This window comes from Bacillus sp. H1a, from assembly GCF_000633475.1.
Classification (GTDB): domain Bacteria; phylum Bacillota; class Bacilli; order Bacillales; family Bacillaceae_G; genus Bacillus_A; species Bacillus_A paramycoides.
This window is the reverse complement of sequence record NZ_AYMH01000010.1, coordinates 71,619-92,964: the sequence shown is the minus strand read 5'-3', so window position 1 is coordinate 92,964 and position 21,346 is coordinate 71,619. Positions and strand designations below refer to the sequence as shown.

The following is a 21,346-nucleotide window of genomic DNA, read 5'->3' as shown; positions in this document are numbered from 1 at the left end:
CACAAGGGGGACCTGCAACATGTTAGAAAGAACGTTGCGTGTATTAGAATACAATAAAGTAAAAGAACACTTACTTGAACATACAGCCTCTTCACTTGGCCGTGATAAAGTGAAGAATTTAGTGCCGAGCACTGATTTTGAAGAAATTGTAGAAATGCAAGATACAACGGATGAAGCAGCGAAAGTCATTCGTTTAAAAGGTAGTGCACCATTAGGTGGTATTACGGATATTCGCTCAAATGTGAAGCGTGCAAAGATTGGAAGTATGTTAAGCCCAAATGAACTACTTGATATTGCCAATACGATGTATGGTAGTCGCAATATGAAACGTTTCATTGAAGATATGGTTGATAATGGTGTCGAGCTTCCAATTTTAGAAACTCATGTCGCTCAAATTGTATCTTTATATGATTTAGAAAAGAAAATTACAAATTGCATCGGTGACGGCGGTGAAGTAGTCGATAGCGCAAGTGATAAACTGCGTGGTATTCGTACTCAAATTCGTACTGCGGAAAGCCGTATCCGTGAGAAGTTAGAAAACATGACGCGTTCTTCAAATGCACAAAAAATGTTATCAGATGCGATTGTAACGATTCGTAACGAACGCTACGTAATCCCGGTAAAACAAGAATACCGCGGCGTATATGGCGGTATTGTTCACGATCAATCAGCTTCTGGACAAACTTTATTTATTGAACCACAAGTCATTGTAGAATTAAATAACGCACTTCAAGAAGCACGAGTGAAAGAAAAACAAGAAATCGAACGCATCTTATTGATGTTAACAGAAGAAGTAGCAGTAGAAGCGGATATCGTTTTATCTAACGTAGAAGTAGTTGCCAATCTTGACTTCATTTTTGCGAAAGCTTTTTATGCGAAGCGAATTAAAGCAACGAAGCCAATCGTAAATAACGAGCGGTACATGGATTTAAGACAAGCACGTCATCCGCTTATTGATCCGGAAATTATTGTGCCAAATAACATTATGCTCGGTAAAGACTTCACAACAATTGTTATTACAGGGCCGAATACAGGTGGTAAAACAGTTACGCTGAAAACAGTTGGTATTTGTGTATTAATGGCGCAATCTGGTCTTCACATTCCAGTAATGGACGAGTCAGAGATTTGTGTATTTAAAAATATCTTTGCTGATATCGGTGATGAGCAATCGATTGAACAAAGTTTAAGTACGTTCTCCTCACATATGGTGAACATTGTAGATATTTTAGAAAAAGCTGATTTTGAAAGCTTAGTTTTATTCGATGAATTAGGTGCTGGAACAGATCCACAAGAAGGGGCTGCACTAGCAATTTCAATTTTGGATGAAGTATGTAACCGCGGTGCTCGCGTTGTTGCAACGACGCATTACCCGGAATTAAAAGCATACGGATATAACCGTGAGCAAGTTATTAATGCGAGTGTTGAGTTCGATGTGAATACATTAAGCCCAACGTACAAATTATTAATCGGTGTACCAGGACGTAGTAATGCCTTTGAAATTTCGAAGCGCCTTGGACTATCTGATCGAGTTATCGATCAAGCACGTAACCATATTAGTACAGATACAAATAAAATTGAAAATATGATTGCGAAGTTAGAAGAAAGTCAAAAGAACGCAGAGCGTGACTGGAACGAAGCAGAAGCGCTTCGCAAGCAATCTGAAAAACTTCATCGTGAATTACAGCGTCAAATTATTGAATTTAACGATGAGCGCGATGAAAAATTATTAAAAGCGCAAAAAGAAGGGGAAGAAAAAGTCGAAGCTGCAAAGAAAGAAGCAGAAGGCATTATTCAAGAACTTCGTCAATTGCGTAAAGCACAGCTTGTAAACGTGAAAGACCATGAACTTATTGAAGCGAAGAGCCGTCTAGAAGGGGCAGCGCCAGAGCTTGTGAAGAAACAAAAAGTAAACGTGAAAAACACAGCGCCGAAACAACAATTACGAGCAGGCGATGAAGTAAAAGTGTTAACGTTCGGTCAAAAAGGTCAACTACTTGAAAAAGTAAGTGATACAGAGTGGAGCGTACAAATTGGTATTCTGAAGATGAAAGTGAAAGAATCCAATATGGAATACATTAATACACCGAAGCAAACTGAGAAAAAAGCAGTTGCAAGTGTGAAGGGTAGAGATTATCACGTTTCATTAGAGCTTGACCTTCGCGGTGAACGTTATGAAGATGCAATGGTGCGCGTTGAGAAATATTTAGATGATGCACAGCTTGCAAGTTACCCTCGTGTATCAATCATTCACGGTAAAGGAACAGGAGCACTTCGCCAAGGTGTACAAGATTACTTGAAGAAACACCGCGGTGTGAAAAACTTCCGTTACGGTGACATGGGCGAGGGAGGCCTAGGTGTAACAGTTGTCGAATTAAAATAGCAAACAACCAAACAAAAGGGGAACCATTATATGTTTATGGACAAACTTGCAAAAGTATTGTTAGCTTGTTGCGGAATATTTTTGGTGATTGGGGTTATTTATTTAGTTGTTTTTGCGAAGTAAAGGAGCGTCAATCTTGGCATAATGATATTGCCATGGATTGACGCTTTTAATCTATAAGAAAAGGAATAAAACATGAAAATCAACCAATACATAAGCGAAGCAAAATCCTGCTCAAGACGCGAGACAGATCGTCTCATCAAAGCAGGGCGTGTCGCGATTAACGGTGAAATATGTACGCACGGTACAATCGTTAACGAAGGTGATGTTGTAACGATTGATGGACAGGTAGTTGCAAAAGAAGAGAAAGAAAAAGTGTATATTGCTTTCCATAAACCAGTTGGCATTACTTGTACGGCAGCCGATCATATTGAAGATAATATTATTGATTATATCGATTATCCAGAGCGAATCTTTCCTGTTGGGCGGTTAGATAAAGCATCGGAAGGACTCATTTTATTAACGAATGATGGTACGATCGCGAATCAAATTTTGCACGGTGATCATGAGCATGAAAAAGAATATGTTGTTACGGTCGATAAGCCTTTTACAGATTGGTTTATTGATATGATGTCCAGCGGAGTGAAAATCAAAGATGGAATGACGAAACCATGTAAAGTGACGAGAGTTGATCAATCTACATTTCGCATCGTTTTAACACAAGGAATGAATAGGCAAATTCGTAGAATGAGCCGTGCTTTCGGGTATACAGTAACAAAGTTGAAGCGAGTTCGCATTATGAATATAGAGCTAAATGAACTTGAAACCGGAAAATGGCGGAACATTACAGCTGAAGAATTAGAAAGATTGATGGGGCAAATATAGGGGGGAATGTTTTCTCCCTATATTTTTTTGTCAGAAAAAATAAAACTATTGATTTTTTAAAAAATAGCCCATATAATAAAAAACAACAAGTTTCGACAAGATATTTTATAAAAGTAATGATGAGGACACGAGTTGTTTTTTACGATTCTCAGAGAGGGAAGCCTTAGGCTGTGAGCTTCCTACTACGGAAAGACATACTTACCACCTCTAAACTTCAAGAGTGAACTGCATGATGCATTGTAATTCTTGGCGGATAAAACCGTTATCAATTTACACGAGCTATAAAATGAGCTTATTTCGTTATAAATTCATTTTATTAGAATAAGGGTGGAACCACGATTTCAACACTCGTCCCTTTGTTAGGGACGGGTGTTTTTTGCGTTCTTTTATGGGGAAGTATGCTTGAAAGAGGAGATGTGACGGAATTTAATTCAGAATATTTTGTTAATCTGATAATTATTTAGGAGGTTAGTAGAAATGAAATCGTCTTTAAAGTTTTCTGAGATGTTTGCAATAAGTTTAATGTTATTTGCATTGTTTTTCGGTGCAGGTAATATGATCTTCCCACCAGCGTTAGGACAAGGTGCTGGAACGGATGTATGGATTGCGTTGTTTGGTTTTATCGTAACAGGTGTGGGACTTCCTTTATTAGGGGTTATTGTTATAGCTTTAAAAGGAGATATTAATGAACTGGCAGGACGTGTACACCCTGTATTCGCACTTATTTTTATCACTGCAATTTATTTATGTTTAGGTGTATTTGTTAGTGTACCACGTACAGGAACTGTTGCTTATGAAATGAGTGTTGCACCGTTTTTACCAAGTGAGGTAGCTGGTCAATCATATCCACTTGTTATCTTTACATTTATTTTCTTTGCAGTAACTTTCTATTTAGCTTTAAACCCATCGAAATTAGTGGGCCGCATCGGTAAAGTGTTAACACCAATTTTATTAGCTGTCATTGCAATTATTGTAGCGAAAGCAATTATGACACCAATTGGAGAGTTTGGTGCACCGACAGAAGCGTATAGTGCTCCACTCTTTAAAGGCTTTATTGACGGATATTTAACTTTAGATGGACTTGCAGCACTTGTTTTCGGAAATGTTGTAATTAATGCTTTAAAAGCAAAAGGTATTACAAATAAAAATAGCATTGCGAAAGTAACAATTTTTGCAGGATTTATTGCAGCACTTGGCTTACTACTTGTTTATTTAGCGCTTGCTTACCTTGGAGCTTCTAGTGTTTCACTTGGCATGGGAGCAAACGGCGGAATTATTTTAACAAACGTAGTGACTCATTTATTTGGCAATTACGGAACGTTATTACTTGGTATCGCAATTACAGCAGCATGTTTAACAACTTCTGTAGGTATTGTTGCAGCTTGTGGCGAATACTTCTCTTCTTTATTACCAAAGCTTTCTTATCAAAAAGTTGTTTTCATTTTCTGTGTATTAGCATTTATGGTAGCAAATCTTGGTTTAACTCAGTTAAATGCATTAGCATTACCAATTTTAATTGCAATTTACCCAATTGGTATTGTACTTATCGTATTATCACTCGTTGAAAATTACGTTCGTCTTCCATTAGCAATGTATGTAGGCGGTATTATAGGGGCGTTCGCGATTAGCTTCTTTGATGGATTGCACAATGCAAATCTTCAAATTGCCGCATTAGCACCTATTTTAGATAAGATTCCATTATATAGTGTAGGGATTGGCTGGTTAGTTCCAGGTATGATCGGTATAGGAATTGGTTATATAGTTTCTAAGTTTCAAAAGCAAGAAATTGCTGTAGAAAAATAAAGAAAGTCTCTTTTATATAAGTTTTTTCAGTTATTGTAGATAGTAAGATGTTCACTTCAAAAGTTAGTAAATATATAGCGGTTATGCGAGAGGATAGGCTAGTTGTACTAGCAAAGCAATAATATGGTATAGTGAAACGAGGCTGTTTTTTCAGTCTCGTTTTTTAAATGCTTACTATAGTTAGAAAGCATTCAAATGGAAAGGAAGACATTACATGCGATCTGAAGTAACTATAAAAATAAAACCGAAGTTTATAAAAGAAATTAAAAGTGGATATCCGCTTATTTTAAAAGATGCTATTCAAAATTTAAATGATGTACGTGAAGAAGGGACAATCATCAAAGTAGTGGATGAGAAGAACCAATTCATCGGAAAAGGCTATTATGGAAAACAAAATAAAGGATATGGATGGATTTTAACGAGAAAAGAGAAGGAGCAAATTAATCAACCTTTCTTTGAAAGTAAAATCAAATCTGCTTTACATAAACGAAAAGATTTTTATAAATCAAATGATACAACAGCATTCCGTGTTGTGAATGGTGAGGGTGATGGCCTTGGTGGTTTAATCATCGATTATTATGACGGTTATTACGTAATAAGTTGGTATAGTGAAGGGATTTATACTTTCCGCGATGAAATCGTAGAAGCACTTCAAAAAGTAGCAAACTTTAAGGGTATTTATGAGAAAAAGCGCTTTGATACGAAAGGGAAATACATTGAAGATGATGATTTCGTAGCAGGAGAGCGCGGTGAGTTTCCACTTATCGTAAAAGAAAACGGTGTAAACTTTGCTGTATATTTAAATGACGGGGCGATGGTTGGTGTATTTTTAGATCAGCGCAACGTTCGAAAACAAATTCGTGATAAATATGCAAAAGGAAGAACAGTTTTAAATATGTTTTCCTATACTGGAGCTTTTTCTGTATTTGCAGCACTTGGCGGCGCAAGTAAAACAACGAGTGTTGACCTTGCAAATCGTAGTTTAAGTAAAACGATTGAGCAGTTCAGTGTAAATGAAATTGATTACGAAGCGCAAGATATTATTGTAGAAGATGTATTTCTATATTTCAAATATGCAGCTAAGAAAAAGATGAAATTTGATATGGTTGTACTTGATCCTCCAAGCTTTGCACGTTCGAAAAAATATACATTCAGTGCAGCGAAAGATTATAAAAATTTATTAAAAGAAACAATTGCCATTACAGAAAATAACGGTATTATCGTAGCTTCTACAAATTGTAGCGCATTCGATATGAAAAAATTTAAAGGCTTTATCGATACAGCATTTAAAGAAATGAACGGCAAATATAAAATATTAGAAGAACATTCTTTACCCGAAGATTTCCGTACAATTGATCAATTTAAAGAGGGAGACTATTTAAAAGTAGTTTTCATCGAAAAAATTAAAGGGTAATGAAAATAAGAAAAGGAGCTCAATTTCAAATGAGCTCCTTTTCTTATTGAATAATATTTTGTACTCTGCCAATCTGTCCGTCCTGCAATCGTACTTTAATGCCGTGCGGATGGGAAGGTGAGTTCGTTAAAATATCTTTTACAATTCCTCTTGTTAACTTACCAGTTCGTTGATCTTGTTTTAACACAATATCAACTTCAAGACCTGGCACGATGTTAGATCGTTTTTGCCCGTTCATTTACACACCTGTACGTCTACGTTGGTTGTTTGTTTTCTTCGTTTGTTGGTTTTGTAATTTTTTCGTTGCTTGGCTTTGATTTGTATTATTTGAACCATTTCCATTTCCTTGCTTTTTCTTTGCAAGTTGTTCGCGCATTAAATCAGCTAAGCTTACTTTTTTGTTTTCTGACATGATAAGTCTCCTTTATATAAAGTTAATTATGAACAATAGTAGTGAATTTCATCATATCATTGTTAAGGAAGGAAGGGAAGTTGGTTTGAAAATTCATATAATTCTTTCCAGCATTCATTCGTTACGATACAATTGAAATGTTAATGTTTGTAAAAAGGGGATGAGAATATGTCACATCATATTTTATTAGTTGAAGATGATGTCTCAATTCAAGAGATGGTTGAAACATATTTAGTAAAAGAAGGTTTTCAAGTTACAATCGCATCTGATGGAGAAGAAGGAGTTACCGCATTTTTAAAAGGTTCATTTGATTTGATCATTCTCGATATTATGATGCCGAAGTTAGATGGCTTAGAGGTTGTGCGAATCATTCGAGAGAAAAGTGCCGTTCCGATTTTAATGATGTCAGCGAAGGATACAGATGTTGATAAGGCAGTTGGTTTAGGTCTTGGGGCGGATGATTACATTTGTAAACCGTTTTCTATGATTGAACTAGCAGCGCGTGTAAAAGCTGCTATTCGAAGATCTACAAAGTATTCAGCTGTGGAATCAAAAGATGAGACCATTCAGATTGGTGATTTAATAATTGACCCAATTAATTTTACTGTAGAGAAAAAGGGAAGACAGCTTAAACTTACTTTAAAAGAATTTGAGATTTTAAAACTGTTTGTAAAGAACCAAAATCGTGTATTTACGAAAGCGCAAATCTATTCACTAATTTGGAACGAAGAATATTATGGTGATGACAACGTTATTAATGTCCATATGAGAAGATTGCGCGAGAAAATTGAAACTGATCCATCTAACCCAGCGTATGTAAAAACATTGTGGGGCATCGGTTATAAGCTGGAAGGGATGTAGTATGGTTACTTTTTTAACGGCCGTTATTTTTATATTGTTAATAATAATTTATGTACAATATAAAATTCGAAAAAATAATAGTAGAAATTTACGTTATACATATGAAAAATTAGAGGATATTGTAAAAGAGAAAACTGGTGAGAAGCTATTAGTTATGACAGATGATAAAGAACTGCAAAAACTATTAGTTACTATTAATCATTTGTTAGATGCGAAACAGAAAACGAATGCAGATCATGCGAAAGTAGAAATTTCGATGAGAAAAATGCTTTCGAACATCTCACATGATTTAAAAACGCCGCTTACCGTCATTCTTGGATATACAGAAATGTTAAATATAGATAAAACGATAAATGAGGAAGAACGGCAATTATTATTACAAAAGGTACATGTGAAAACATTAGAAGTAATGGAACTGATTCATAAGTTTTTCGATTTAGCAAAATTGGAATCTGGTGATAAAGCAATTGAAATAACGAAGATAAACATGAATGAAATATGCAGGGAAAAGATTTTATCGTTTTATGATTTAGTAACCTCGAAAGGATTCGAGGTTCATATTGATATACCAGAGAGAAATATATATGCATTTGGAAATGCAGAAGTGATTGGAAGGGTGTTAAACAATTTAATATCAAATGCGATTGCCTATGGATATGATGGGAAGGCGCTCGGTATGGTATTAAGAGAGGATGAAACGAGTGTGTATATAGACGTATGGGATAAAGGGAAAGGAATTGATGAATCTCATATTGATAAAGTGTTTGAGCGTATGTACACACTTGAAGATTCAAGAAATAGATTGTACCAGGGCAGTGGTCTAGGTTTAACGATTACGAAAAGGCTTGTAGAAGCAATGGAGGGAAAAATTCATCTTTCTAGTAAGCCATATGAAAAAACAACCTTTACAATTATATTGAAAAAAATGGAGTTTTAGCTTGTAGAGAAGGTTATTCTACAAGCTTTTTTTCAGCGTAAGGAATTTGTAAGGAACGGGTAAGAAAAAAGAGATTTCCGTTGTCTATTATAGAAATATAGAGTAGTGCGAAAGGGGAAAATGACATGACATATATATTAAAAACGAATCAGTTAACGAAAGTGTTTAAAGGGAAAGCAGTTGTTTCTAGCGTTAACATGCATGTGAAAAAAGGAGAAATTTACGGTTTTTTAGGACCGAATGGTGCGGGTAAAACAACGATTATGAAAATGATTACAAACTTAATAAAGCCGACGAGCGGTGATATTGAAATTTTCGGTGAGAAATTAACAGATACATCTTATGAATTGTTAAAGCGTATGGGAACGATTATTGAATATCCGATTTTTTATGATAAATTAACGGCGAAGGAGAATCTGGATTTACATTGTGAATACATGGGTTATTACGATAAGAACGCAATTGATCATGCTTTGAATCTTGTTAAGTTGCATGGCATCGATAATAAAAAAGTAAAAGATTTTTCATTAGGGATGAAACAAAGACTGGGTATTGCAAGAGCAATCATGACAAAACCAGAGCTTCTTATTTTAGATGAACCGATTAACGGCTTAGATCCAATTGGTATTAAAGAATTACGAGATTTATTTAAAATGCTTTGTAAGGAATATGGCATTACTTTATTAGTTTCTAGTCATATTTTAGGTGAAATGGAACAAATGGCGGATACAATTGGTGTTATTCAAAATGGAAAACTAATAAAAGAAGTTTCAATGAAGAGTATTAACGGAAAACAAACAGAGTACATTGAAATTACTATTCCTGATGTGAAACGTGCAGCTTATATTTTAGAAGATAAACTCGGTATAAAAAATTACAAAATAATGAGTGGAAATATGATTCGTGTTTATGAAGTGGCGGTGACGCAGCAAGCGATTTCAAAAGCACTTATTATGAACGATGTGGAAATTGAAAGTATTAATAAGAAACATAGCTCTTTAGAAGAGTATTTCTTAAATGTCATGGATGGAGAAGGAATTCATGCTTAGTGGATTGTTGCTGAATCTAGTAAGTGGATTGATTGTAATACTCATAAGTGGAATTTTATATTATAGAAAACCAGAACGAAAGTGGATTCTAATTTTACTAGTAATAGGAATAGTAAGCGTAATTACAGCTGGAATTAGAATATTATTAGCGTAGAGATAATTATATAAGGAATGGAGGCGTGGCTTATATGTTTAAATTAATGAAGCTTGAATGGAAGAAACATAAATTATCTAGTTGCTTTAAAAGTGTAGCAATTTGTATTATCGCAATTTTTGCTGCGGTATGCCTTATGGCATCGGGGATTAAGGGTGAAGGAGATGCGGCGATCACTGACTTCACAAAATATATGGTGTTAGCAAATCTTGTTATTAGGATAACATTCACTATTTTTAGTGCGGTCATTTTATCACGTTTAGTAATTGATGAATACAAGAATAAAACAATGCAATTATTGTTTATGTACCCACTGCAAAGAAAAATGCTAATGAGAGCGAAATTAGCAATTGTTTTTAGTTTTTGCTTTGTGAGCATGATTATCGCTACTTTCACTATTAGTTTGCTCATATTCTTTATGAATCCAATGATGGGCCTACTTGAAACACCTGTTACGATGGGCGAAATAATAGCTACTGTTCCGGCTACTTTTATAAATGCATTTATGATATCTGGTATAAGTTTAATTCCATTATTTTTTGGGATGAGAAAGAAATCGGGACCAACAACGATTACTTCTGCAGTAATAATCGCGATGATAATTAACGGTAACGTAGGCGCCGATCAAACGAGTTTATATAATTTTATAGTTATACCTATTGCTCTCTGTTTATTAGGAATTTTTATTAGTTATCTTTCGTATCGTAAAGTCGATCAGGTTGATGTGGCGTGAAACAAGTTTTAAACAACGACGAACTGGGGTAGGAAGAGTGAAAAAAATAATAGTAATTGCAATTTATATCAATTAAATTTTAAGTGGTTTACATGGAAGGAGGACCATAATGCTACGTCTTATGAAGCTAGAACTGAAGAAGTTTAAGCTTGGATGGTATGTGAAGGGAGCAATTATTGCAAATATCACCATACTGGCACTATTAATCTTGGCTGGTTTCGTTGCTCAAATAGAAGGAGATCCAGAAATAAGGGATCCGCAAGCAATTTTGTCGATGGCTAGTGTGTCAGTAAGAGGAACATTTATTATTTTTGGTGGTGTACTAATAGCCAAGTTAATAATTGATGAATATAAAAATAAAACAATACTACTCATGTTTTCTTATCCTATTAACCGGAAGAAAATGATGATTAGTAAGTTGGCCATTACAGCAACATTAACATTTATAACAGTTATTTTATCTAACATTTTAGTAGTAGGAATTTTCTTTGGGATAGATAGTTATTTTTCAATTCTTCCTAATCCATTTACAGTAGATCAATTGATTCAAGAAGGGGTAAACCTTGTCCCTTTAGCAATTGCAACTGCGGGAATAAGTTTAATCCCTCTATATTTCGGAATGCGTAAACATTCGGTGCCAACTACAATTGTTTCATCTATTATCGTTGTAATAATCGCAATTAATAACCAGCCAATATTTCCTATAGCGACTTTTCTCCCTCTTCAATTCACATTTGCAGCGATCGGTATGGCGATTGCTTATTATGGAATTAGAAATATTGAAAGGGAAGATGTAGCAGCGTGACAAGAATATGTGAAAAAGAGCTGGCATGATGCCAACTCTTTTTGTATATGTATACTTTATTACTACTCTGTAAATTTGGAGTGTTTACTCAAATACTCTTGAACTCCTGGAGAAATGTTAAAGTGATTAGGACCTATATATTCGATAGTAAACTCTCCATCTTCATTTGTTTCAAAAGAGACCGCATAGCTATCCATTTTAGAATCGTAAGAAGTATTTTTGACTTCCGCATTTAGATTGAAGTATTTTGTAATATAACTTTTTGATTCCGCAATTGCTGTTTGTTTTCCCCAAGGAGTACCATAATATGTGAAGTAAAGGGATACACCGATAACTCCAATAATAGAAGTTAGTAAAAGAGTTCCCATAGCTATTTTTTTATTTTTTGTATTCAATTTGGTTGCCCCTCCTCATAATATGTATTCATTTTAACGTGTTTTTTCCATAAAACAACCATTTAGCAAAAAATAGTTTCACATGAAACAAGTTACAGAAAAAGACAAGATGTGTAAACACCTTGTCTTTTTTTGTTGTTACATTTTAGGAGCTTCCATTCCAGCCGCAGCCCATTCTTCTTTTGCAGGACCATATACGCCAGGAACTGTTAAGCCAGCTTGTCGCATTAAAACAGTCATTTGCCCGCGGTGGTGATTTTGATGATTAATGAGTGTCATTAAAAATATAGAATTCGGCATAGGGCGACCAAAGAAGTCATTGATAGTAGATAAGTCTTTATCTGTCCATTCACTTTGAAGTGCTTCAACAAAAGCAACATTCACTTTGCGATACCCATCTGCAATTGTTTTTGCTGAAGTTGGAACAGGATAATCTTTCGTTTCACCTTCAAACTTTAATCCTGTACCAGATAGCATAACAGGAATTGCAGTAACGATATGCCAAGCCACTCTTCCTAACGTCCAGTGTTCAGGTGCAATTTCTTGTGATAAAGATTCATCCGTTAATGCATCGAGCATCTTCTGAGTAGACTCAGCCTCGTATTTCCATGATCTTAAAAAGCCTTCAATTGTTTGGTACATTGTTATCCCCCCTATTTTCGTTCATAAATTAAATTCGTGAGAGATAATATAATCCCTGTTTAATAAAGAACACTTAATTAAGTATTGTTACAATATAGAAATAACTAGGAAATATTTGTGGAAGTGTCAGGAAACTGACGAGTTCATTCGTATACTTAGTGAGTAGAGAATGGAATAAAGGGTGGTGATAAGGATGAAAGAAATAGAGATAGTAGAGGGATTACGAAAAAGAGACATGTTAGCATTGCTTGCAACGAATTCCTTTAGTGCAACAATAATTACAACTCTTGCAGCTGGAAGTGCCATTAGTTTGCAATTATTTGGTTTGGTAGCTGTTGCAACATTATCAACAGCTACTCCAGAAGCGGTATTAACAATTATAAGATTAAGCTAAATACTAATAACTCTCTTATTCTATTAAAATTAGGAGAGTTTATACATATAAGAAGAAGTTAATGAAGTAAAGCATAGCTACACAGAAGTCAGAATATTATGATTGTAACGTTATGGTGACTATAATATAATGAAAACAACCATCATGAATGAACATTCATTTATTTTCTCAAATATTGGAAGGGGGAATGAGAGTGGAAAAACCTTGGTTGAAAAATTATCCAGAGGAAATTCCAAGTACGATTTCTTATGATATTCAGCCGCTTCATGGATATGTAGAACAGATGGCTTCTCGTTATCCAGAAAAGAAAGCGCTTCACTTTTTAGGGAAGGATATTACATTTTCAGATTTCCATGATAAGGTGAAGAGATTTGCAAATTATCTTCAAACGCTAGGTGTGGAAAAAGGGGATCGAGTTGCCATTATGTTGCCGAACTGTCCGCAATCTGTAATTGGTTATTATGGTACATTACTTGCGGGAGGAATTGTCGTACAAACAAATCCACTCTATACAGAAAGAGAGCTGGAGTATCAGCTTCGTGACTCGGGAGCAAAAGTAATTCTTTGCCTGGATTTAGTATTTCCGAAAGTGACGAATGTTCAAAATACGACAAAGCTTGAACATATTATCGTAACCCGTATTGCAGATTTTTTACCTTTCCCTAAAAATTTATTGTATCCATTTGTGCAGAAGAAACAGTCGAATTTAGTTGTGAAAGTATCAGAAAGTGAAACGATTCATCTTTGGGATTCAGTAGAAAGAGAAGTAAATACGGATGTTGAAGTACCGTGTGATCCTGCAAATGATCTAGCCCTTTTGCAGTATACAGGGGGAACGACAGGATTTCCAAAGGGGGTTATGTTGACGCATAAAAACCTCGTTTCGAACACTTTAATGGGAGCGCATTGGTTATACAATTGTAAAGAAGGAGAAGAAGTAATCCTTGGTGTCCTTCCGTTTTTTCATGTGTACGGGATGACAGCTGTAATGAATTTAAGTATTATGCAAGGATATAAAATGGTGCTTATTCCGAAGTTTGATATGAAAATGGTTTTTGAAGCAATTAAAAAACATAAAGTCACACTATTTCCAGGAGCACCAACCATTTATATTGCTTTATTAAATAGTCCCCTTTTAAAAGAATACGATATTTCTTCTATTCAGGCTTGTATTAGTGGATCTGCGCCGCTTCCGGTAGAAGTGCAGGAAGAGTTTGAGAGAGTTACAGGTGGTAAATTAGTAGAAGGTTATGGATTAACGGAGTCATCACCAGTTACACATGGGAATTTTTTGTGGGAAAAACGCGTGCCGGGAAGTATTGGGGTGCCGTGGCCAGACACAGAGGCAATCATTATGTCACTTGAAACAGGAGAGGCATTACCTCCGGGTGAAATTGGTGAAATTGTTGTAAAGGGCCCACAAATTATGAAAGGGTATTGGAATAAGCCTGAGGAAACAGCGGCTGTATTGCAAGATGGCTGGCTCCATACAGGTGATGTAGGATACATGGATGAGGATGGCTTTTTCTATGTGAAAGATCGTAAGAAGGATATGATTGTTGCTAGCGGTTTTAATGTATATCCTCGTGAGGTAGAAGAGGTTTTATATGAACACGAAAAGGTGCAAGAAGTGGTAACAATCGGTGTTCCTGATCCGTATCGAGGGGAAACTGTAAAAGCGTTTGTTGTTTTGAAGGAAGGCACTGAATGTTCTGAAGAAGAATTAGATCAGTTTGCACGTAAATATTTAGCAGCTTATAAAGTCCCGAAAGTATATGAGTTTAGAAGTGAGTTGCCGAAGACGACAGTTGGAAAAATTTTACGTCGGGTCCTAATAGATGAAGAAAAGAGAAAGAATGATGATGAACAAACGGGCTAAGGCCCTTTCTTTTTGAAAAAATAGGATTGACACTTTTCTAAATAGTCAGTATTATAAGAATATGAATGACTATTCATTCAGTCATCTTCTTGAAGGGGACAGTAAAGTGAAGAAAAATAGACCGAAATACAATCAAATTATTGATGCAGCAGTCATTGTGATTGCGGAGAATGGATACCATCAAGCGCAAGTTTCTAAAATTGCAAAGCAAGCTGGGGTAGCTGATGGCACGATTTATTTATATTTTAAAAATAAAGAAGATATATTAATATCCTTATTCCAAGAGAAGATGGGAGAATTTGTTGAAACAATTCGTCAAAAAACAGCAGGAATTGAAAGCGCTGTAGCGAAGTTATTTATGTTGGTAGAAACGCACTTCTTGCTGTTGTCGCAAAATGATCCTCTTGCTATCGTTACACAATTAGAGCTAAGACAGTCCAATCAAGACTTGCGCCTCAAGATAAATGAAGTATTAAAAGGCTACTTGCTAGTTATGGATGAGATTTTAGAGACAGGTATAAAGCAAGGTGAATTTCAGGCGGATTTAAATGTTCGCGTGGCAAGACAAATGATCTTTGGAACAGTAGATGAAGTTGTGACCAATTGGGTAATGAGCGATCATAAGTATGATCTGGTCGCACTTTCAAAAACGGTACATGGGCTACTTATTGCAGCTTGTGGTTATCGTCAATAATGGGAGGGATCATGTTGAAATTCCTATCTGTAAGAGTTGAAGACCATATCGCCGTGGCGACGTTAAACCATGCGCCAGCTAATGCGATGTCTTCACAAGTTATGCATGACGTTACTGAATTAATCGATCAAGTGGAAAAGGATGATAACATTCGTGTTGTTGTTCTACATGGTGAAGGGCGCTTCTTCTCAGCGGGAGCAGATATTAAAGAATTTACATCTGTTACTGAAGCGAAGCAAGCGACAGAATTAGCACAGCTTGGGCAAGTTACGTTTGAGCGTGTTGAAAAATGTTCAAAGCCAGTTATTGCGGCAATTCATGGAGCGGCACTTGGCGGCGGCCTTGAATTTGCTATGTCTTGCCACATGCGCTTTGTAACTGAAAGTGCAAAGCTTGGTTTACCTGAGTTAACACTTGGATTAATTCCTGGTTTTGCAGGTACACAGCGCTTACCGCGTTATGTTGGTAAAGCGAAAGCTTGTGAAATGATGTTAACAAGTACACCAATTACTGGTGCAGAGGCATTGAAATGGGGACTTGTTAATGGGGTACTTTCTGAAGAATCACTTTTAGAAGATACGCTTAAAATTGCAAAGCAGATTGCTGGAAAAAGTCCGGCAACAATTCGTGCTGTGCTAGAGTTATTACAAACAACAAAATCGTCTCATTATTATGAAGGTGTACAGCGTGAATCACAGATTTTTGGTGAAGTATTTACGGGTGAAGATGGAAAAGAAGGCGTAGCAGCATTTTTAGAAAAACGTAAGCCTTCATTTAGTGGTAGGTAGTCCAAATATTTTTTTAATATAAATTAACAGAATTTTAAAATTGATAGAATCTTTCTGAAAAATAAGGGGGTAAATGGAATGAACATCTACGTACTCATGAAACGAACATTTGATACAGAAGAAAAAATCGTAATTAAAAACGGTGCAATTTACGATGGCGAAGCGGAATTCATCATCAACCCTTACGATGAATATGCGATTGAAGAAGCAATTCAAGTAAGAGATGCACAAGGTGGAGAAGTTACTGTTGTAACAGTTGGTGGCCAGGATAGTGAAAAAGAACTTCGCACAGCATTAGCGATGGGCTGCGATAAAGCGGTATTAATTAATATTGAAGATGAGATTGAGAATGGTGACCAGTTTACAACGGCAAAAGTGCTTGCTGAATATTTGAAAGATAAAGAAGTAGATTTAATTTTAGGTGGAAACGTTGCGATTGACGGTGCATCTGGACAAGTTGGTCCACGTGTAGCTGAAGCGTTAAATATTCCATATGTAACGACAATTACAAAGCTTGAAATTGATGGTACAAATGTGAAAATCGAGCGTGATGTTGAAGGAGATACAGAAGTAATTGAAACATCATTACCGGTTTTAGTAACAGCACAACAAGGTTTAAATGAACCGCGTTATCCATCGCTTCCAGGTATTATGAAAGCGAAGAAGAAGCCACTAGAAGAATTAGAATTAGATGATTTAGATTTAGAAGAAGATGATGTGGAAGCAAAAACAAAAACAATTGAAATCTATTTGCCTCCTAAGAAAGATGCAGGAAAAGTGTTACAAGGCGAGCTGCAAGATCAAGTAAAAGAACTTGTATCGTTGCTCCATACAGAAGCGAAAGTAATCTAATAAAATACGAAATTATATATGCAGGAGGGAAAATCTATGGCTCGTAAAGTATTAGTAATGGGTGAAGTTCGTGACGGATCGCTACGTAACGTTTCGTTTGAAGCGGTAGCAGCAGCAAAAACAATTGCAGAAGGCGGTGAAGTGGTAGGTCTTCTAGTTGGAGACAGCGTTACCTCTTTTGCAAATGAATTGATTCATTACGGTGCAGATCGCGTTGTGACAGTTGAAAATGATAAATTAAAATCATATACATCTGATGGCTATGCACAAGCGTTTTTAGCTGTATATGCTGAAGAAAAACCAGAAGGAATTGTATTTGGACATACAGCACTTGGTAAAGATTTATCACCAAAATTAGCGGCGAAGCTTGAAGCTGGTCTAGTTTCTGACGTAACTGCTTTAGAGGTTGAAGGTGGAAATGTTATCTTCACTCGTCCAATTTACTCTGGTAAAGCGTTTGAGAAGAAGATTGTAACAGATGGTATCTTATTTGCGACAGTGCGTCCAAATAACATTGCAACTCTTGAAAAAGATGAGTCTCGCAGCGGTGACGTGTCTTCTATTACAGTAGATGTGAAAGATTTACGTACAATTATTCAAGATGTTGTCCGTAAAACTGCAGAAGGTGTTGATCTTTCTGAAGCGAAAGTTATTATCGCTGGCGGACGCGGTGTGAAGAGTGAAGAAGGATTTAAACCATTAAAAGAGTTAGCTGATGTACTAGGTGGCGCTGTTGGAGCATCTCGTGGTGCTTGTGACGCTGAGTATTGTGATTACTCATTACAAATTGGTCAAACTGGTAAAGTTGTTACACCAGACCTATACATTGCATGCGGTATTTCTGGTGCGATTCAGCATTTAGCTGGTATGTCTAACTCAAAAATAATTGTTGCGATTAATAAAGATCCAGAAGCTAGTATCTTCAAAGTAGCTGACTACGGTATTGTCGGTGATCTATTTGAAGTAGTGCCTCTTTTAACAGAAGAGTTTAAAAAGTTAAAAGTACATTCATGATTTGAGTACCCTTGAGTTCCAAGTGAAGTACCCCTATATATAGAAAAAGGTGAGAGATCCCCTGTCTCTCATCTTTTTAGTATTTAATCCGTATTTTTATATAGTATAAAGGAACATTTTTTTGTTACAATACATAACGATACATAATATTCGCCACGTATATAAGTTAATGATATACTCTTGGTAGAATATACTTGAAGGAGGAAATAAAATGGCAATTGTAAATGCAAATGACCAAAGCTTCGCAGCTGAAACTAGCGAAGGTGTTGTATTATTAGATTTCTGGGCGCCTTGGTGCGGACCTTGTAAAATGATCGCTCCTGTATTAGAGGAAATCGATGCAGAGTTAGGTGAGAAAGTAAAGGTAGTAAAAGTTGACGTTGATGAAAACCAAGAAACTGCTCGTCAATTCGAAGTAATGAGCATTCCAGCTCTTTTCGTGTTAAAAGATGGTAAAGTGGTTGATCAAGCGTTAGGTTACAAACCGAAAGAAGCGTTAGTAGAATTAGTTTCTAAACACTTCTAATAAAAAAAGCTGCCATGAGGCAGCTTTTTTTTATTTTATAATATTTTCTTTTTCTGTCGCTTTCCGTTACAATAAAAGAACGTATGTTGGGTGTTTTAGCATAGTATGTTTTCGTATGAAAATAAAAATGATAAGCATGTAGAAATGGAGGGAGACGAGTGCACGAGCATTTAAAAGAGAAGTTAGCAATTTTGCCCGATCAACCTGGTTGTTATTTAATGAAGGATAAACAGGGAACGGTTATATACGTCGGAAAAGCAAAGGTACTCAAAAATCGTGTGCGCTCGTACTTTACTGGTTCGCATGATGGGAAAACACTTAGGCTTGTAGGAGAAATTGTAGATTTTGAATATATTGTAACCTCCTCAAATTTGGAGGCTCTTATTTTAGAGTTAAATTTAATTAAAAAGTATGATCCAAAATATAATATTCAATTAAAAGATGATAAAACATATCCTTTTATTAAAATTACAGCTGAAAAGCAGCCGCGTTTACTCATTACGCGAAATGTAAAAAAGGACAAAGGAAAGTACTTTGGTCCTTATCCGAACGCCCAGTCAGCTCATGAAACGAAAAAGTTATTAGATCGTATGTATCCGCTTCGTAAATGTACCAATATGCCAGATAAAGTTTGTCTCTATTATCATATGGGACAATGTTTAGCACCTTGTGTAAAAGAAGTAACGGAAGAACAAAATAAAGAAATAGTTGATGAAATTATTAAGTTTTTAAATGGCGGACATAAAGAAGTGCGCTCAGAATTAGAGACAAAGATGTATGAGGCTTCAGAGAAACTAGAATTCGAACGGGCAAAAGAGCTGCGAGATCAAATTGCTCATATTGATGCAATTATGGAAAAACAAAAAATGATTATGAGTGACTTAGTTGATCGTGACGTGTTTGGATATGCAGTTGATAAAGGATGGATGTGTGTTCAAGTTTTCTTTGTTCGAAAAGGAAAATTAATTGAACGCGATGTTTCAATGTTCCCGATATATGATGAACCTGAAGAGGGTTTTTTAACTTTTATCGGTCAATTTTATGAAAACAGTAGTCATTTTAAGCCGAAGGAAATTGTAGTTCCAGGAAGTATAGATTCAGAATTAGTAGAGCGCTTTTTAGAAGTTGAAGCGACACAGCCGAAGCGTGGGAAGAAAAAAGATCTTGTGGAATTAGCAAATAAAAACGCGAGAATTGCACTAGAAGAGAAATTTTACTTAATTGAACGCGATGAAGAGCGGACGATTAAAGCTGTTGACAATTTAGGGAAGCAGCTCGGTATTGAAACGCCATATCGTATTGAAGCGTTTGATAACTCGAATATTCAAGGGACAAACCCTGTTTCAGCAATGATTGCTTTTATCGATGGGAGACCAGCGAAGAAAGAATATCGGAAATATAAAATTAAAACAGTCCAAGGGCCAGATGATTACGAGTCTATGAGGGAAGTTGTGAGGCGCCGTTATACGAGGGCATTAAAGGAAAATTTACCCTTGCCAGATTTAATAATTATCGATGGGGGAAAAGGACATCTCGCGGCTACAAGTGATGTTCTTGAAAACGAGCTTGGATTATATATTCCAATGGCAGGGCTTGTCAAAGATGAAAAACATAAAACATCACATTTAATTATTGGCGATCCACCTGAGCCCGTTATGCTTGCGAGGAATAGCCAAGAATTTTATTTATTGCAGCGCATTCAAGATGAGGTGCATCGATTTGCAATTACATTCCATCGTCAATTACACGGAAAATCTGTTATTCAATCCGCGTTGGATGAAATTCCGGGAATCGGTGATAAACGGAAAAAGGTATTGCTAAAACATTTTGGCTCATTAAAAAAGATGAAAGAAGCTTCTGTAGCAGAATTTGTCGAAGCGGGTATGCCGAAAAATGTAGCGGAGACGATTTATACTTATTTAACAGATAAGAAGACGTTGTAGTTTACAATGTCTTCTGTTTTTTGGTATAATTTCTGAAGATTTGAAATAAACACACCTGAATGAATATGCAAAAAAGTCAACTAAACGTATATGTCTAGTTGACTGTAGGTAAATGCTACACTTCAATGAGATCTTTTATATCCCATTTAACAAGAAATGTAATAGAGTCTGAACGTTTTTTCTGTTCTTCGTAGGACTCGGCAATGACGTTTCTTTGTCTTTGAATTTGCTCGGCGATAAATCCAGCTTCTAATTGATAAGAAGAATGTCTTTTTTGTTTTTGACGCTCAGCAATGAGTGCACTTTTAAGTTGGAACTGCATTTCACGACGTTTATGCTCAACGATGCTTAAAGTGCCCCAACCGGCTTTTTCGAAAAACTGAATAACTTCTTCAATGGTTTCTAGCGGATATTTTCTTGCAAGATTTCTACCGGACCAGTATAAAATTCCATCTAAATCATTACCAATTAAATCAGGTAGTAGTTCTTCACGCAGTAATTCATAAGCGAAGGCGTTCAATGAAACATCTTCTAAAGATGTTATATCGATTGTATTTTTGCTCACAATATTCCCCTCTTTCTATAGGGATTATTATATAACATTTCTCATTTATAAAAACAGATTTTTCTTTGGGAAATCTGAATATATAAGAAGAAAAAAAGAAATGGCAAATTATATGCAAATTATGTATACGTTTTCTTGACGCTTCGACAAAAATAGGAGTAAAATGAACTTGGTATCAAATTATGCTGAAATATTTCGAATAATTTTTTCAGTTTTTCTTA

The 21,346-nt window shown here is 35.8% G+C and carries 22 protein-coding genes, 1 pseudogene and 1 other annotated feature; of the genes and pseudogenes, 18 read left to right on the top strand and 5 right to left on the bottom strand.

What is annotated here, in order from left to right; all coding sequences use genetic code 11:
- Positions 1 to 19: 19 nt before the first annotated feature.
- The 4 genes from U860_RS0104400 to U860_RS0104380 all read left to right on the top strand — a co-directional run bounded on the left by U860_RS0104400 (position 20) and on the right by U860_RS0104380 (position 6,482).
- On the top strand, positions 20 to 2,380 hold the full coding sequence (locus tag U860_RS0104400) for an endonuclease MutS2 (RefSeq protein ID WP_025147541.1): 2,361 nt from the start codon (positions 20 to 22) through the stop codon (positions 2,378 to 2,380).
- A 195-nt stretch (positions 2,381 to 2,575) separates the two neighbouring features.
- Complete coding sequence (locus U860_RS0104390; protein ID WP_025147540.1) at positions 2,576 to 3,265, top strand: 23S rRNA pseudouridine(2604) synthase RluF; 690 nt, start codon at positions 2,576 to 2,578, stop codon at positions 3,263 to 3,265.
- A gap of 107 nt (positions 3,266 to 3,372) precedes the next feature.
- Positions 3,373 to 3,624: a binding site (T-box leader), on the top strand.
- A gap of 118 nt (positions 3,625 to 3,742) precedes the next feature.
- Positions 3,743 to 5,068 (top strand): branched-chain amino acid transport system II carrier protein, encoded by a 1,326-nt coding sequence (brnQ, locus tag U860_RS0104385; protein ID WP_025147539.1) that lies wholly within the window; start codon positions 3,743 to 3,745, stop codon positions 5,066 to 5,068.
- 214 nt (positions 5,069 to 5,282) lie between these two features.
- Positions 5,283 to 6,482 carry a class I SAM-dependent rRNA methyltransferase gene (locus U860_RS0104380; protein ID WP_002173679.1) on the top strand — a complete coding sequence of 400 codons (1,200 nt, stop codon included), beginning with the start codon at positions 5,283 to 5,285 and terminating at the stop codon, positions 6,480 to 6,482.
- Between the two features lie 43 nt (positions 6,483 to 6,525).
- On the opposite strand, the gene U860_RS0104375 is transcribed toward U860_RS0104380, so the two are convergent.
- Positions 6,526 to 6,720, bottom strand: coding sequence for a YwbE family protein (locus U860_RS0104375; RefSeq protein WP_025147538.1), 195 nt, complete (start codon positions 6,718 to 6,720; stop codon positions 6,526 to 6,528).
- Positions 6,721 to 6,894 carry a hypothetical protein gene (locus tag U860_RS35745; RefSeq protein WP_001293584.1) on the bottom strand — a complete coding sequence of 58 codons (174 nt, stop codon included), beginning with the start codon at positions 6,892 to 6,894 and terminating at the stop codon, positions 6,721 to 6,723. It lies immediately after the preceding gene.
- A gap of 168 nt (positions 6,895 to 7,062) precedes the next feature.
- On the opposite strand from U860_RS35745, the gene U860_RS0104365 reads away from it, so the two are divergent.
- The 6 genes from U860_RS0104365 to U860_RS0104340 all read left to right on the top strand — a co-directional run bounded on the left by U860_RS0104365 (position 7,063) and on the right by U860_RS0104340 (position 11,433).
- Positions 7,063 to 7,755 (top strand): response regulator transcription factor, encoded by a 693-nt coding sequence (locus U860_RS0104365; protein WP_025147537.1) that lies wholly within the window; start codon positions 7,063 to 7,065, stop codon positions 7,753 to 7,755.
- Between the two features lies 1 nt (position 7,756).
- On the top strand, positions 7,757 to 8,692 hold the full coding sequence (locus tag U860_RS0104360; protein ID WP_025147536.1) for a HAMP domain-containing histidine kinase: 936 nt from the start codon (positions 7,757 to 7,759) through the stop codon (positions 8,690 to 8,692).
- Positions 8,693 to 8,817: 125 nt separating this feature from the next.
- Positions 8,818 to 9,741 carry an ABC transporter ATP-binding protein gene (locus U860_RS0104355; protein WP_025147535.1) on the top strand — a complete coding sequence of 308 codons (924 nt, stop codon included), beginning with the start codon at positions 8,818 to 8,820 and terminating at the stop codon, positions 9,739 to 9,741.
- Positions 9,734 to 9,895 (top strand): hypothetical protein, encoded by a 162-nt coding sequence (locus U860_RS35740; protein WP_205206294.1) that lies wholly within the window; start codon positions 9,734 to 9,736, stop codon positions 9,893 to 9,895. Before U860_RS0104355 ends, U860_RS35740 begins: the two co-directional genes overlap by 8 nt.
- Before the next feature lie 34 nt (positions 9,896 to 9,929).
- Entirely contained in the window at positions 9,930 to 10,628 is a 699-nt protein-coding gene (locus U860_RS0104345) for an ABC transporter permease (RefSeq protein WP_025147534.1), read from the top strand.
- Positions 10,629 to 10,737: 109 nt separating this feature from the next.
- Entirely contained in the window at positions 10,738 to 11,433 is a 696-nt protein-coding gene (locus tag U860_RS0104340; RefSeq protein WP_025147533.1) for an ABC transporter permease, read from the top strand.
- Between the two features lie 62 nt (positions 11,434 to 11,495).
- Here U860_RS0104340 and U860_RS0104335 read toward each other — a convergent pair whose 3' ends face one another.
- Complete coding sequence (locus U860_RS0104335; RefSeq protein ID WP_025147532.1) at positions 11,496 to 11,828, bottom strand: hypothetical protein; 333 nt, start codon at positions 11,826 to 11,828, stop codon at positions 11,496 to 11,498.
- A gap of 138 nt (positions 11,829 to 11,966) precedes the next feature.
- Positions 11,967 to 12,470, bottom strand: a complete 504-nt coding sequence (locus U860_RS0104330; protein WP_025147531.1) for a DinB family protein — start codon at positions 12,468 to 12,470, stop codon at positions 11,967 to 11,969.
- A gap of 247 nt (positions 12,471 to 12,717) precedes the next feature.
- Between U860_RS0104330 and U860_RS31140 the strand changes: the two are divergent.
- From U860_RS31140 to uvrC, 8 genes and pseudogenes are all read left to right on the top strand, one after another.
- Positions 12,718 to 12,864, top strand: a pseudogene (locus U860_RS31140) (hypothetical protein); the annotation flags it as partial.
- 193 nt (positions 12,865 to 13,057) lie between these two features.
- Positions 13,058 to 14,743, top strand: coding sequence for a long-chain-fatty-acid--CoA ligase (locus U860_RS0104320; protein WP_025147529.1), 1,686 nt, complete (start codon positions 13,058 to 13,060; stop codon positions 14,741 to 14,743).
- Between the two features lie 61 nt (positions 14,744 to 14,804).
- Positions 14,805 to 15,437: a TetR/AcrR family transcriptional regulator gene (locus U860_RS0104315; RefSeq protein WP_025147528.1), complete on the top strand. Its 633-nt coding sequence runs from the start codon at positions 14,805 to 14,807 to the stop codon at positions 15,435 to 15,437.
- Between the two features lie 11 nt (positions 15,438 to 15,448).
- Positions 15,449 to 16,225 (top strand): enoyl-CoA hydratase, encoded by a 777-nt coding sequence (locus U860_RS0104310; protein ID WP_002173667.1) that lies wholly within the window; start codon positions 15,449 to 15,451, stop codon positions 16,223 to 16,225.
- Between the two features lie 78 nt (positions 16,226 to 16,303).
- Complete coding sequence (gene etfB / locus U860_RS0104305) at positions 16,304 to 17,077, top strand: electron transfer flavoprotein subunit beta (protein ID WP_025147527.1); 774 nt, start codon at positions 16,304 to 16,306, stop codon at positions 17,075 to 17,077.
- A 36-nt stretch (positions 17,078 to 17,113) separates the two neighbouring features.
- Positions 17,114 to 18,091, top strand: coding sequence for an electron transfer flavoprotein subunit alpha (etfA, locus tag U860_RS0104300; RefSeq protein WP_025147526.1), 978 nt, complete (start codon positions 17,114 to 17,116; stop codon positions 18,089 to 18,091).
- Between the two features lie 211 nt (positions 18,092 to 18,302).
- The gene (trxA, locus tag U860_RS0104295) at positions 18,303 to 18,617 is read left to right on the top strand and encodes a thioredoxin (RefSeq protein WP_001018943.1); all 315 of its coding nucleotides are present in this window, start codon (positions 18,303 to 18,305) and stop codon (positions 18,615 to 18,617) included.
- 158 nt (positions 18,618 to 18,775) lie between these two features.
- The gene (uvrC, locus tag U860_RS0104290) at positions 18,776 to 20,560 is read left to right on the top strand and encodes an excinuclease ABC subunit C (RefSeq protein WP_025147525.1); all 1,785 of its coding nucleotides are present in this window, start codon (positions 18,776 to 18,778) and stop codon (positions 20,558 to 20,560) included.
- A 115-nt stretch (positions 20,561 to 20,675) separates the two neighbouring features.
- On the opposite strand, the gene U860_RS0104285 is transcribed toward uvrC, so the two are convergent.
- Complete coding sequence (locus U860_RS0104285) at positions 20,676 to 21,125, bottom strand: YslB family protein (RefSeq protein ID WP_002173663.1); 450 nt, start codon at positions 21,123 to 21,125, stop codon at positions 20,676 to 20,678.
- Positions 21,126 to 21,346 lie beyond the last annotated feature (221 nt).

Coding starts and splice junctions, on each gene's coding strand:
- brnQ (WP_025147539.1), top strand. CDS start 3,743: ATGAAATCGTCTTTAAAGTTTTCTGAGATGTTTGCAATAAGTTTAATG.
- U860_RS35745 (WP_001293584.1), bottom strand. CDS start 6,894: ATGTCAGAAAACAAAAAAGTAAGCTTAGCTGATTTAATGCGCGAACAA.
- U860_RS0104355 (WP_025147535.1), top strand. CDS start 8,818: ATGACATATATATTAAAAACGAATCAGTTAACGAAAGTGTTTAAAGGG.
- etfA (WP_025147526.1), top strand. CDS start 17,114: ATGGCTCGTAAAGTATTAGTAATGGGTGAAGTTCGTGACGGATCGCTA.
- U860_RS0104375 (WP_025147538.1), bottom strand. CDS start 6,720: ATGAACGGGCAAAAACGATCTAACATCGTGCCAGGTCTTGAAGTTGAT.
- U860_RS0104365 (WP_025147537.1), top strand. CDS start 7,063: ATGTCACATCATATTTTATTAGTTGAAGATGATGTCTCAATTCAAGAG.
- U860_RS0104315 (WP_025147528.1), top strand. CDS start 14,805: ATGAATGACTATTCATTCAGTCATCTTCTTGAAGGGGACAGTAAAGTG.
- U860_RS0104360 (WP_025147536.1), top strand. CDS start 7,757: ATGGTTACTTTTTTAACGGCCGTTATTTTTATATTGTTAATAATAATT.
- U860_RS0104330 (WP_025147531.1), bottom strand. CDS start 12,470: ATGTACCAAACAATTGAAGGCTTTTTAAGATCATGGAAATACGAGGCT.
- trxA (WP_001018943.1), top strand. CDS start 18,303: ATGGCAATTGTAAATGCAAATGACCAAAGCTTCGCAGCTGAAACTAGC.
- U860_RS0104390 (WP_025147540.1), top strand. CDS start 2,576: ATGAAAATCAACCAATACATAAGCGAAGCAAAATCCTGCTCAAGACGC.
- U860_RS0104340 (WP_025147533.1), top strand. CDS start 10,738: ATGCTACGTCTTATGAAGCTAGAACTGAAGAAGTTTAAGCTTGGATGG.
- U860_RS0104345 (WP_025147534.1), top strand. CDS start 9,930: ATGTTTAAATTAATGAAGCTTGAATGGAAGAAACATAAATTATCTAGT.
- U860_RS0104310 (WP_002173667.1), top strand. CDS start 15,449: ATGTTGAAATTCCTATCTGTAAGAGTTGAAGACCATATCGCCGTGGCG.
- etfB (WP_025147527.1), top strand. CDS start 16,304: ATGAACATCTACGTACTCATGAAACGAACATTTGATACAGAAGAAAAA.
- U860_RS35740 (WP_205206294.1), top strand. CDS start 9,734: ATGCTTAGTGGATTGTTGCTGAATCTAGTAAGTGGATTGATTGTAATA.
- U860_RS0104380 (WP_002173679.1), top strand. CDS start 5,283: ATGCGATCTGAAGTAACTATAAAAATAAAACCGAAGTTTATAAAAGAA.
- U860_RS0104400 (WP_025147541.1), top strand. CDS start 20: ATGTTAGAAAGAACGTTGCGTGTATTAGAATACAATAAAGTAAAAGAA.